This window comes from Photobacterium damselae subsp. damselae, from assembly GCF_038086725.1.
Classification (GTDB): Bacteria; Pseudomonadota; Gammaproteobacteria; order Enterobacterales; family Vibrionaceae; genus Photobacterium; species Photobacterium damselae.
In genome coordinates this window covers 1206416-1218451 of the sequence record NZ_CP146970.1, presented here as the reverse complement: position 1 = coordinate 1218451, position 12036 = coordinate 1206416, and the positions used below count along the sequence as shown (strand labels likewise).

Genomic DNA, 12036 nt, shown 5'->3' with positions numbered 1-12036 from the left:
GCTATTAAGCTGGAGTCACCGTTTTTAGATTCTCGGATGAGAGCTTTTCCAAATCTTCTTTAAACTCTTTAGCAATAGATTGAAGCTTGTTGCTGTCTTCTACCATTTGCTGGGATAATTTTGTCAAAACCGCCATTTGCTGACTGTTATAAGCAGCAAGAGAAGTCACATCATGGATCTCACCTACCGATTTCATTTGCTCAATACCCATCTCACTGTAGGTACGTATTGCATTTAATTGAAGTTCAGTGAGTACCTCAACATTCTTAGTCATAAGCTTGTTGAATTTCACATAAGGCTGAAGTGTTTTTTCAGTTTGATCAGTAAACGTCTTAAAAAAATCACTGTACATTTGCTATCTCCTTGTAAAGGACAGTTAATTATTAAATAAAAGAATTACATTGCTTTGATGACAATTGCGGTTCCCATACCACCACCAACACAGAGCGATGCCACTCCATATCGGCCGCGTTGTTTTTTCAATTCATGGGTCAAGGTGACCAAAATTCGGTTACCTGAAGCTCCTAATGGATGACCGAGTGCGATTGCCCCGCCATTTAGGTTTGCTTTGGCAATAATATCGCTCGCTTCCACCTGATGTTTTTCAGCTAACTGATACACCACACCAAGAGCTTGAGCGGCAAAGGCTTCATTGAGCTCAAATACGGCGATATCCGATAAATTCAATTCGGCTTGTGCCAAAGCTTTGGTCACCGCTTCAACAGGTCCTAACCCCATAATTTCTGGCTCAAGTCCAGACTGGGCATATCCGACAATTTCAGCGAGTGGAATAAGGTCATATGCTTTTAACGCAGATTCAGAAGCGAGAATAACGGCACTGGCACCATCATTAATTCCAGATGCGTTACCTGCGGTGACTGACCCTTCACGATCAAAAGCAGGACGTAAACTGGCGAGCGCATCTAAAGACGCATTGGCTTTTGGATATTCATCGGTTGAAAAGGTGATCGTTCCTTTACGTTGTTGAATCTCAAGAGGAACAATCTCATCTTCAAATTTACCCATTTCAATTGCGGCTACAGCTTTTTGCTGACTGGCAAGGGCAAATTCATCTTGTTCTTGACGGGAGATATCTAACCGCTTAGCAATATTTTCTGCGGTAACTCCCATATGGCACTGGTTATAAACATCGGTTAAGCCATCAGCAATCAAGAGATCGGTTAAAGTGAGATTTCCCATCTTTTGACCATCACGCACTTTGCTTGGCACAATAAACGGGATCTGGGACATAATTTCGACCCCAGCTGCAACCACCACCTTTGCATCACCACTACGAATATGAGAAACGCCATCCATGACCGTCTTCATTCCGCTGCCGCATACCATATTAAGGCTATAAGCAGGCACTGTAGCCGGAATTCCAGCCCACAATGAAGCTTGGCGACCAACCCCCATCCCTTGGCCAGCACCAACCACATTACCAACAATCACTTCATCGACTTGAGCGCCATTAATATTTGCCGCATCTAATGCACCTTTAATCACTTCTGCAGCAATTTTCCCTGCCGATTGATCTTTTAATGTGCCGCCAAATGCGCCAATCGCCGAACGTTTTGCTGCAACAATAAATACTCTTTCCATGATGATTTTCCCTTTATTGCATGTATAAGCCGCCGTTAACAGACAGTGTTTCCCCTGTAATGTATGCGCCTGCATCACTGGCAAGGAAACTGACTGATTTGGCGATTTCTTCTGGTTCGGCAAGACGTTTCATCGGAATTTCACCTTTGATCGCATCTAAAATTTCTGGTTTGATTTTTTGAACCATTGGCGTTGCGGTATAGCCAGGGGCTACGACATTCACGGTCACACCACTACGCGCACCTTCTGCTGCCAGAGCTTTAGAAAAACCGATCATGCCTGCTTTTGCTGCTGAATAATTTGCCTGTCCAAATTGACCTTTTAAGGCATTAACGGAAGAGATATTAATTACTCGTCCATTCCCCTTTTCACACATAGCGGCAAAGAGTGGATGAGTAACATTAAATAAGCTGTTTAGGTTGGCATTGATGACGTCATACCAAGCCTCTGCCGACATCTTTTTAAATACAGAATCACGGGTAATTCCGGCATTATTGACTAAAACATCGATGGTACCTTCTTCTTCCAGCAATGCAGTTAAACGCTCTTGGCACTGCTGAGTATTCGTCACATCCAATTCGAGTAAACGCACTTGTTGCTCAGTAAAACCGCACTCCTTGAACCACTTTAAGGCACATTCATGCTTACCCGTAAAATAGGTTGCAATCACACGATAACCATCGTTAACAAGCTGACATGAAATTGCAGAACCAATACCGCCTTTTGCACCTGTGATCAAAGCCAATTTACTCATTTAAGACTCCATTCTTTAATAACAACCAGACCAAACAACCGTTGGCCTTCTGCATTTGACTGTTATTTAACCTAATGCATACATATTACATTGCAATGACTGTATTAAACTATTTTCATAATATTGATCCTTATCTCAATACACTCATCGGATGTGAACAAGATAAACATTATGAAATGGTATGTATGTATCGAATAAAAATGCCTAGAACGTCATATATTTGACTATGATATTTCTTGATTAGGTAGATAGTTCTAAAAAAGAAAAGGCCAGATCGCGATGATCTGGCCTTATGAATTCAAAAATAGTTGAATAGAAAAAGCTGGGAAAATTAAGCTTGTTGCTGTGCGTAACCGGTAACTTTAAACCAACGGCGACACATATCTAAAAACTGTCCATAAGCGATGCCTAAGACCCCAGAAACCAACGCATTACTTGCAACCGCAGTGATAATCTGATTCATATCGGCCCCAACCACCAGCAATATCAATGCATAAACTGGGGACTGAAACAGCACATAAGCAACCATATCTGATGCGCCTTTCATCCATTTACGCTCAGATAAACGGTGGCCTTGACGAATAACATAATCACGAAAGACACCATAAGGCCAAGCGATAGCAATATTCACCGGAATCGATAAGGTTCGAGAAGCCAACGATTGCTGAAATGTCATACCTGAGATAAATATTTCAATTGCCATACCAGCAACAAAACTGAACACAACCATGGCAAACATATCAACTGCCGCACTCTTAAAATTAAATTGCCCTTTAACAGCCATAGACAACACCTCAAACAACTAGCAAATAAGCCCAATAAATAGAATAAATAAAGCGATTATCACCAGCCATTAACTAACTTGGCAGTTGATTGTCGTATTAGAACAGCTTTTTTATAAAATATCTCACCAAAGATTTAACTGAGTTATGAATTAATCGCTACTTTCAGATTAAAAACCAGTTACTTCCGCTACCATTTTAAAAAAATACAGTAATAACAAGATGATAAACAACATGTTACCAATAAAAAAACGGGCAGAGACACGCTCTACCCGATTCAATTTTGTGATTTTTAGCACGTTGTCTGATTTATGCTTAACTAGCCATAATAATTTGCTGTTTTATACCTGTTTGACCCGGAATTTTGATGGTTAATGCGATAATTAATGACACCACTAACAAAGCAAACATTAAGTAGAATGTCGCGATAAAGCCACCAAATACAGACGCAACAATTGAGCCGACAAAACTACCAATACCGAAGCCTAAATAAATTAAACCATAGTTTTTTGCGAGATTATTAAGACCGAAAAAGTCACTAACTAATGATGGGAATACCGTAATCGTACCACCAAAGCTAAAGGCTATACACGCAACCGCCACATAGAAAGAGAGCATAGATTGGTGAGCAAATAGAAGTGAGCAAACACCAACAAGACATACTGCTAAAGCAATCGCAATGACTTTAGTACGAGCAATACGATCAGATAAGATACCCAAGACTAAGCGACCACTTAGGTTAGCAACGGCAATAATAGCGACCGCAGATGCCGCCGTTGTGACAGATAAGTGTACATAGTCTTGACCGATATCCTTTGCAACACCAATAACATATAAGCCACTCATACAAACAGTTAAGAATACTAGGGCTAGCAACCAAAATTGAGAACATTTCATCGCTTCAGCCAAGGTGTAGTCACGCTGCTCTGCACTATTGTTAGCACTTACTTGCTGTTTAGGAGCATCTGTCATCATCAGACCACCAATAATCACCATAACCATAGCAATTGCGCCCCACACATCGAAAGTCATATCAAGACCCATGTGAGTGAGTAAGTACATATTGATGTATTTAAAGCCAAGACTACCTAGACCGTAAGCACCAATTGCACAGGCAGAGGCCAATCCTTTACGTTCGGGAAAAAACTTCACACAATTAGAGAGGGTTAATAGGTAGCCAGTACCATCAGCAAAACCAACCAGTAATCCTGCAAAAACATACAGCAAAATCAGGTTGGAAGCGTGTGCAGTTAGCAATAAGCTTGCACCCAGTAATAAGCCTGCGCCAATTGTGACTTTACGAACACCAAAACGTTCTTGTAATTTGCCAGATAGAGAAGATGCAACAGCAAGTGCTAAACTCAAGATACCAAATGAGAACGCAACGCGGTTAACAGGTTCTGATAACTTATCTGCTAATGGTGAATTAAACAGACTCCAAGTATAGACCGAACCCAAAGCAAACTGGGTAATTATGGTGCCAATCAAAGTAAAGATACGGCTCTGTTTGGTGATCGCACTTGCCATAATAAGCATCTCCAACATCAATAAAAATCAAGCGATTAACTCGCTGCTCTAAAGATGAGATTAAGCTTATTTATGCCTGTAGCAAGAGGTTGAAATCAATAAAACCTGAGCTGCATTGGGGTTGGAATGAAATGCAAAATAACCGCATGAAATACAGAGTTTGCGCGAGATCAAAGTTCAAAATCGCGCATATTTTAAACAAAACCAGAAGTAGCCTTCTGCATTAGTCACTATAAAATGGGTTATCAGTTACAAGTTCATTAGCTGACGAAACGTTTTAATATTACTACGACTGACCGGGATCTCCCCCTTCTACATCACGTAATTTCAGTAGATAAGTGCTGTTTACCCACGGGATGATTTCGCAGATTTTACTGGTATTAACAATATAAGAGCGGTGACTGCGATAAAATTGATCTTGGGGCAAGCGGGTCATTAAGTCACTAATAGTATATGGCACAATATAAAGGCCCGATGCAGTACAAACCTCAGTGATTTTCTCTTTGGCTACCGCATAATATATATCTTTAATGGGTGTGACATAAATGCGGTTATCACGGGTTAAATTTAATGATGTTGTGACTTTTTCATTGGCAACAGGGATGTCGTTGTTTATCGATTCCAGTTTCTGCAACAAGCCTTTGACCCGAGTTTCACTGATGGGCTTAAGCAAATAATCAAACGCTTCGAGTTCAAATGCATCTACTGCATATTCTTTATAAGCTGTAGTAAACACGATATGGGGCTTATGTTGAAATTGATGAATATTACGCGCCAATAACATGCCATCAATAGAGGGTATATTAATATCTAAAAAGACGATATCGACCTTATAGCTTTGTAAATATTTAAAGGCTTCAAGACCATCATCAAAGCTGGCTACCACATCGATTTGACTGTGGGTGGAAATCAGATACTGCAACTCTTCACGAGCTAGGTACTCATCTTCAACAATTAATGCTTTTAACATTGTTCTTTCCCTTCTCGCTTAATGAATAATAAAAGACATTTTGGTGCCATGCTTATCAGAAACAATCTCTAATCCTTCACCATATAACAGTAGCAATCGCTGGTGGACATTCTGCAAACCAATTCGGTGACTCTCCATGTTACCGTTACGCAATTTGGTGATAACCTCAGGTTTAATACCTACCCCGGTATCTTCTATGGTGACCTGAACTTCATCGGTAAGTAAGCGCTTAACCAGAATAGACACTTGTCCTGGTTTGGCTGAAGGCTGAATTCCATGCAAAATGGCATTTTCCACTAACGGTTGTAGAAGCAGTGCCGGAATTTTATTGTGAACATCATCAATATCAAAATTCACACTCAGTTTATTACCAAAACGAGCTTGCTCTATCGCTACATAGTCTTTCACTTGTTGCAGCTCTTCTTGAATATCGATCAATTCATCGGTGTGATCTAGGTTGTAGCGTAAAAAATCGGCTAAGTTAGCAATCAATTCACGAGCTTGATCTGGACGAATTCGCACTAAAGTAGAAATGGCATTAAGCGCATTAAACAGAAAATGAGGGTTTATCTTACTTTGTAAGGCTGAAAATTCCGCTTTGCTCGCCATAGTTCGCAGTTGATCAATGCGGGAGACTTCCATTTGCGTCGAGATCAATTGTGATAGACCAATAGCCATTTCTCGTAATGACGGTTTAACCTGATTCGGCTGGCGATAAAAGATTTTCAGCGTCCCGGTTACTTCCCCATTTTCACACAGCGGTATAATCAACAAAGAGTGAAAATTGTGAATATTGAGATTGTTACTGATAATTTGCTGACCTGTCGTCACGGCTTGCTGGGTCATGGTACTGATCTTATGATAGGCATCTAAGTAATTTTCTTCCCCTATTCCGACGTACGCGAGAACATCTTGCGTATCGGTAATAGAGACCGCATCAGCCTCTGTTTCATGGCGAATGATATTACATACTGCCATCAAGGATTCACGATTGCTTTTACGAAAATACGGTAAGGTTTTATTGGCAATATCAAGTGCCAGTTTGGCTTGTCTTGCAGCAACCAGGTCTTTCTCTTCATCAAGATCTTGCACCAGCTTAATGATAAGACCAATACATAAGGTCCCGGTAATCATTGGAAAGCTAATGTGTGACACTATGGTATAGGCTTGGGAGTCATTATTAGATAACACCACAATTAAGGTCATGGTTAACGCTTCACACACCATACCCGCTAAAATGCCTAACTTTGCATAATGCTTAGGGGCACACTTTTTATGTATCCATGTAGCTAATAAGCCTGCGATAACACTCGTGATTAAACATGCTACCGAAGTTGGACCATCAATATCGATCAAATAGCGGTGAATACCTGCAATAATTCCCGCTGGAATGCCAATCCAAGGACCAAAAATAATTCCACCAGAGATAACCGCAATAATACGGACGTTAACCAAAGAGCCATCAACTTTAACTCCAGTATAAGTACTGAAGACCGCAAAAAGGATAAACAACAAAGAGATCATTGCCGTTTCTATTGGTCGACGATGTTTTTTCTTAACAATATCTTGGAATAGCGGTGTTCGAGTGAGGAGAAAAAGAGCCATGAGCATTAAGGCGGCACGCTCAAACACCGCCAATAGCATCATTAGTTGTTCACTGTACACGTTATTCCCTCACTTACATTGAATATTTAGTGAGGGAATTGTACTAAAGTGAAAAATAATTTGTAGGATGATTTATTGAGAAGTTCAAACCTGTTACTTACAAATCTAACTGCTGCCATTCAGTGAGATCGTTAATACATTGAGTCCAATAAAAATACACGGTTAACAAGCTACTCAATAATAAGCTTGGAATTAAACTGTAAAGTGCCGCACTTGCCACAGGGACGAATAAGATATTGAGCACGAAAAAGAGCGGCCAGTACATAACCCCAAAAATCGCTAGATTGCTTAATGGGTGGCGATAATAACTCGGAGGTAGATAGATGCCAATTCGGCGAAATAAGCGATCAACAATAGGATCATAATTGGTGATTCTGACACCTTGTAGTTGACGAAATGCGGCGTTGAGTCTTTGCTGATAGTGTGCGTCCATAACTTCATTCCTTGAAGAGATCATTGTTATCTATTCCCGCGCCAATGATGACAACGGCAACGGATTTATAAGCAAATTATTGCACAATGAGAAATGGATTCTATTAGCTATCTCGCAAAAATGCAAAAAGCCGCTGAGCATAAACTCAGCGGCTTTTCTAAATATGGCGGAGAGATAGGGATTTGAAATCATAATTTATCCTATTGTTTTATATGTGTTTTTATCAATTCAATTTTAATCTGGAATACGATTTGGAATACAAAAAGTAATAGTCATAAATGGACGTCTATGGACAATATCTTAGCATATTGATACCCATTAAAAACTATATCTATATTCTTATGATTTTCTTCCAGAAAAAAATAACTGCTGAGAAGGAGCGCTTGCGCTCCTTCTACACTATTCCGTTACAGTTATCGAATCATAAACTTTCATTTCTATATACTGTATAAAGTTGCTTTCCCACAAATTGTAGAACTCTCGACAATCATCACAGTCTATCGAACTCCACCCACTGTAAGCCATAAACCAGCTGCCTGAAGAGATATCAAAATCAACACTCCGTTCTAGCTCTGGATAGTAATTACCAAAATACGCAAACTCAGTTATATACTCGATTATCCATTCACCTGATGCTGTCTGATTAATGGCAATCTCTACAGGTCTAAACCCTCCACTCTCGGCACTATAATCGGTATCTTTAAAACTTACAGTGTAACGCTCTACAACAGGCAGGTCGGCTTGAGCGATTGCTTGGTTAATTATTACTTTAAGTTTATCGCTTGATATGAATGATTGCTCTGCAAATGCTAGTTCTAACATATAACCTCCTACCTATTACACCAGCCCACGTTCAGAAAAAGAAACACATGACTTACCAACCACGACATGGTCCAATACTCGTACATCAATCAAAGCTAATGCCTCCTTGAGCTTTTGAGTCATTCTTTGGTCTGCATTAGATGGTGTAGGGTCTCCTGATGGATGGTTATGAGCGAAGATAACGGCAGCAGCATTATGCTCCAGAGCTAACTTTACAACCTCTCTTGGATAGATAGTTGCAGCATCAATAGTACCGAAGAATAATTCATGGTACTTAATAATCTGATGCTGGTTATCTAATAACAAGACAGCAAAAACCTCTCTGTCATTATGAGCTAATTTATATTGCAAATAATCCTTTGTGGCTTGAGAAGAAACTAAAGCCTCTCCTCTCAAGTAACGCTGAGCAATAATCTCAGCTGCTTTTTCTAATATCTGATTATCAGATAGCCTTTTACACTTTAAATATTGAGTCGTATTAGTCATAGATATTTTCCACCTAAGTAAGTAATTATCACTTAGATGATATATATCTGTAATTTTTTCTATTACGTTGATATGAAAACATTTGAAATATATTTCATAACTTGAACCCAAATTAAAGATAGGATTAAGTAATGAAATTATTACGTTATACTTTACTCTTCCCTCTTGTGAAAAATATTACCGAAAGCTATATTGATAATGTTATTCGAGACAAAGTAGAACCTGTTAGAGGGTCAGTCCTCTATTGTGACCTATTCCTAGGCTATGCAGAACACTCAGGGATTTACATAGGTAATGGGCTTATTATTCATAAAAACTGTAAGGGAGCTATTGAGCTCGTAACCCCTGAGCAGTTTATTTCAGGAACCACTGCATTATCTATTTACGTTAGCTGTTTTGATAATCATGCTATTGGCTTAGAACAAATAGCTTTACGCGCTGAATCCCTACTAAACCATCAACAAGAGTACAATTTTATTACAAGAAATTGTCATCAGTTTTGTAGCTACTGTCTAACTGGTGATAAAGAGAACTATAATATCTCTTTAGCTCTTTTAAAGAACGAATCGGCAAATATACTAAATAGTAATGAGTGGAGAGTATGGGATTATAAATAAAAATCATAAAGCAGGGTTACCTAGTCTAACTAGGTAACTATTCCTATTTATTTCGTTGTGTTTTTGAATCGATCAAATTCAGTCTTAATAGAAATTTCCACAACTTTGCATTTAGGTATTCCTAATTTTTTAGACATTTCAGTAACCATGGAATCAATATCTACAGACATTGAATATGAATAGTCTTTTACGCCATTTCGCCCCCTTTTATGCTCTCTTTGTGACCATGCTCTTTTAATTTTATCTAGGCGATTCTCATATTCATATTTATCAAAAATACAATCAAAATAATTAATAACTGACCAATAATAATCTTTATCCATATTAGCAGTCAGTAACTTGTTTTTATCATCATTTTCATTTTTTATGCGAGAATAATACCATTCACATTTTTCTTTGTCTTTCTCATCTATCGCTTTAGTTATCATTTTATTTGGTAATTTTTTATCAATAGTATATTCCCAGCAAGTTTTAAATTTATCTAATATACTTAATTTATCTTCCTTCGGGATATCACCGAATATAAACCATTCTGTTACATCTTGCACTCTTTCATCAAAACAATTTGCAGTCATCTTATAAGCATTATTAATATCAGTTAAATCATATCTTCTAAAATAACAATCATACTCAACACCTCTCTGTATATTATTCATTATAGACCAAACAAAATTAATCAATCTTATGTTTTTCTTGTCCAACCAAACTATATCACTTGATTCAACACGTTCCTCTTTCAACATTTGCTCTATCTCACGCCTTATATCGCAACGACGTATATCCCTGTTAACCTTATTATTTATATTCAAACTATAGTTATTAACCTCATCCATATTTTTAAACGTTCTATCTATATTTTCATAGCTAACTCCTTCTTCTCCAAGAATTCTATAAGCCTGATTAACTTCATATAAATTTCTAAACTTAAAGTCACTCATATATTCAAAGCCTCGTAGATTTTTTAGGGATTCGCTTTTTTACACCAAACAAGTTATTGTATGTTTTTGGTGAGATTTAAAGAGTATCAATTGTAGATTTTTTAGTGATTTACAAGCAACAGAATTTTAGAACGACATCAAAAAGATGTGATAAAACCCTCAACATCTTCTCGACAGAAGAGGGTCCACCTCTTCCATAACTCCAGTTTTTATTACAGCGATATCTATTCTATTTTGACTTATAATAACACAGATAAAGTCTATTAAGAACAGTCCTAACCTACCATTAGTAAGTCCTTGTTAATTCATTGAGACTAATACTAACTTGAGAGTGTTTTTTTATTAATAAAGCTAAGTGCCTTTATAAACACAGAGTCTTCTTTGAAAAAGTAGTAGTTGGTTTTAATAATATTATTCATACATTTATCTATTCATCATTCCATACCTATTACTATCATGAACCTATACTAAACTATAATCTTAGTATTACTGATACAACTCATCATGTATAACACTAACATCCATTCTTACTCATTAACTATACTTTTCATTACTCACATAAACTGATGCTTGTGACACTGTAGCATCATATCGATATTAACCGCTCATATCAGCCTTATAGTAACCATATCAATATGCTTTAATAGATTATGCTCTATAACATATTTAATCATTGCTATGACTCTTATGTGGCTTTATATTTAGTATTGTTAAAATCTTGATTACATCCATCAAAACCATGGAGAAATTAAACTTAGTTATTAATTACATCGACTCATATTTCTATGTTGATAACTACTAAGAGTATTTCTCATGATTCGTTTTTCTAAGCGTCGATGGCATCAGCATGACATCATTACTGAATCGGTCGATGAACGTTATTTAAGTCGTATAGAATCGGTTATTAATAAAGCCGTAGAACACCATCATAGGGTATTAGCTATTCGGGTAGACTTAAGGTATCCAAAAGGGTATAGATTTGACCATGAAGCTATTACGCGTTTTATCGCTTCATTAAAAGCTAAGATAAATCATGATTGTAAAATTAAGAATCGTCGTTGGAATCGTAATCATAATTACAGGTTACGTTATATATGGTGTTTAGAACAAGACAGTTCTCAAACTCCACATTACCATCTGTTATTACTGGTTAATAATGATATTTATCGTGGTATTGGTGAATACCATAATTCTAACTATTTATCTGGGCTTATTTCAGAAGCTTGGAGTAGCGCATTAGCTGACCCAGATGTTCAGGCTTATTTTCCAAAGAATCATTCTTATCGTCTCAATATCAACTCAGAAGATTATGATGAACAGTTCAATGATTTATTTTATCGCGTTAGTTATCTAGCTAAAACGCGAACTAAAAATCGGTCTAGGCGATACCGTTCATTTGGGACCAGTGCTTACTAGGGTTAATTATTACATATGGACCAA

General features: G+C 37.7%; 12 protein-coding genes and 1 pseudogene. 2 read left to right on the top strand and 11 right to left on the bottom strand.

Going from position 1 to position 12036, the window contains the following annotated elements; all coding sequences use genetic code 11:
- Window positions 1-4: 4 nt before the first annotated feature.
- The 10 genes and pseudogenes from WAX86_RS05540 to radC all read right to left on the bottom strand — a co-directional run bounded on the left by WAX86_RS05540 (window position 5) and on the right by radC (window position 9041).
- Window positions 5-352 carry a phasin family protein gene (locus tag WAX86_RS05540; protein ID WP_106341235.1) on the bottom strand — a complete coding sequence of 116 codons (348 nt, stop codon included), beginning with the start codon at window positions 350-352 and terminating at the stop codon, window positions 5-7.
- Window positions 353-396: 44 nt separating this feature from the next.
- Window positions 397-1602 carry an acetyl-CoA C-acetyltransferase gene (locus WAX86_RS05535; protein ID WP_341489240.1) on the bottom strand — a complete coding sequence of 402 codons (1206 nt, stop codon included), beginning with the start codon at window positions 1600-1602 and terminating at the stop codon, window positions 397-399.
- Window positions 1603-1615: 13 nt separating this feature from the next.
- The gene (locus WAX86_RS05530; protein ID WP_005300068.1) at window positions 1616-2356 is read right to left on the bottom strand and encodes an SDR family oxidoreductase; all 741 of its coding nucleotides are present in this window, start codon (window positions 2354-2356) and stop codon (window positions 1616-1618) included.
- A 331-nt stretch (window positions 2357-2687) separates the two neighbouring features.
- Window positions 2688-3140 carry an L-alanine exporter AlaE gene (locus tag WAX86_RS05525; RefSeq protein WP_036764111.1) on the bottom strand — a complete coding sequence of 151 codons (453 nt, stop codon included), beginning with the start codon at window positions 3138-3140 and terminating at the stop codon, window positions 2688-2690.
- Window positions 3141-3453: 313 nt separating this feature from the next.
- Entirely contained in the window at window positions 3454-4665 is a 1212-nt protein-coding gene (locus tag WAX86_RS05520) for an OFA family MFS transporter (RefSeq protein ID WP_005300070.1), read from the bottom strand.
- A 249-nt stretch (window positions 4666-4914) separates the two neighbouring features.
- Window positions 4915-5635: pseudogene (locus tag WAX86_RS05515) on the bottom strand (LytR/AlgR family response regulator transcription factor).
- Window positions 5636-5653: 18 nt separating this feature from the next.
- Entirely contained in the window at window positions 5654-7282 is a 1629-nt protein-coding gene (locus WAX86_RS05510; RefSeq protein WP_036765092.1) for a LytS/YhcK type 5TM receptor domain-containing protein, read from the bottom strand.
- A gap of 115 nt (window positions 7283-7397) precedes the next feature.
- Entirely contained in the window at window positions 7398-7733 is a 336-nt protein-coding gene (locus WAX86_RS05505; protein WP_341489239.1) for a DUF6404 family protein, read from the bottom strand.
- A gap of 399 nt (window positions 7734-8132) precedes the next feature.
- Window positions 8133-8555 carry a DUF2787 family protein gene (locus WAX86_RS05500; protein WP_341489238.1) on the bottom strand — a complete coding sequence of 141 codons (423 nt, stop codon included), beginning with the start codon at window positions 8553-8555 and terminating at the stop codon, window positions 8133-8135.
- Between the two features lie 15 nt (window positions 8556-8570).
- Complete coding sequence (gene radC / locus WAX86_RS05495) at window positions 8571-9041, bottom strand: DNA repair protein RadC (protein ID WP_106142439.1); 471 nt, start codon at window positions 9039-9041, stop codon at window positions 8571-8573.
- 131 nt (window positions 9042-9172) lie between these two features.
- Here radC and WAX86_RS05490 point away from each other — a divergent pair, with 131 nt between their 5' ends.
- Window positions 9173-9658 carry a lecithin retinol acyltransferase family protein gene (locus tag WAX86_RS05490; protein WP_341489237.1) on the top strand — a complete coding sequence of 162 codons (486 nt, stop codon included), beginning with the start codon at window positions 9173-9175 and terminating at the stop codon, window positions 9656-9658.
- Between the two features lie 47 nt (window positions 9659-9705).
- Here WAX86_RS05490 and WAX86_RS05485 read toward each other — a convergent pair whose 3' ends face one another.
- On the bottom strand, window positions 9706-10596 hold the full coding sequence (locus WAX86_RS05485) for a hypothetical protein (RefSeq protein WP_341489236.1): 891 nt from the start codon (window positions 10594-10596) through the stop codon (window positions 9706-9708).
- Between the two features lie 813 nt (window positions 10597-11409).
- Between WAX86_RS05485 and WAX86_RS05480 the strand changes: the two genes are divergently transcribed.
- On the top strand, window positions 11410-12012 hold the full coding sequence (locus WAX86_RS05480; protein WP_341489235.1) for an inovirus Gp2 family protein: 603 nt from the start codon (window positions 11410-11412) through the stop codon (window positions 12010-12012).
- Window positions 12013-12036: the final 24 nt, after the last annotated feature.

Excerpts from the sequence above, each read along its gene's own strand:
- WAX86_RS05540 (WP_106341235.1), bottom strand. The coding sequence starts at position 352 with ATGTACAGTGATTTTTTTAAGACGTTTACTGATCAAACTGAAAAAACA.
- WAX86_RS05535 (WP_341489240.1), bottom strand. The coding sequence starts at position 1,602 with ATGGAAAGAGTATTTATTGTTGCAGCAAAACGTTCGGCGATTGGCGCA.
- WAX86_RS05530 (WP_005300068.1), bottom strand. The coding sequence starts at position 2,356 with ATGAGTAAATTGGCTTTGATCACAGGTGCAAAAGGCGGTATTGGTTCT.
- WAX86_RS05525 (WP_036764111.1), bottom strand. The coding sequence starts at position 3,140 with ATGGCTGTTAAAGGGCAATTTAATTTTAAGAGTGCGGCAGTTGATATG.
- WAX86_RS05520 (WP_005300070.1), bottom strand. The coding sequence starts at position 4,665 with ATGGCAAGTGCGATCACCAAACAGAGCCGTATCTTTACTTTGATTGGC.
- WAX86_RS05510 (WP_036765092.1), bottom strand. The coding sequence starts at position 7,282 with ATGATGCTATTGGCGGTGTTTGAGCGTGCCGCCTTAATGCTCATGGCT.
- WAX86_RS05505 (WP_341489239.1), bottom strand. The coding sequence starts at position 7,733 with ATGGACGCACACTATCAGCAAAGACTCAACGCCGCATTTCGTCAACTA.
- WAX86_RS05500 (WP_341489238.1), bottom strand. The coding sequence starts at position 8,555 with ATGTTAGAACTAGCATTTGCAGAGCAATCATTCATATCAAGCGATAAA.
- radC (WP_106142439.1), bottom strand. The coding sequence starts at position 9,041 with ATGACTAATACGACTCAATATTTAAAGTGTAAAAGGCTATCTGATAAT.
- WAX86_RS05490 (WP_341489237.1), top strand. The coding sequence starts at position 9,173 with ATGAAATTATTACGTTATACTTTACTCTTCCCTCTTGTGAAAAATATT.
- WAX86_RS05485 (WP_341489236.1), bottom strand. The coding sequence starts at position 10,596 with ATGAGTGACTTTAAGTTTAGAAATTTATATGAAGTTAATCAGGCTTAT.
- WAX86_RS05480 (WP_341489235.1), top strand. The coding sequence starts at position 11,410 with ATGATTCGTTTTTCTAAGCGTCGATGGCATCAGCATGACATCATTACT.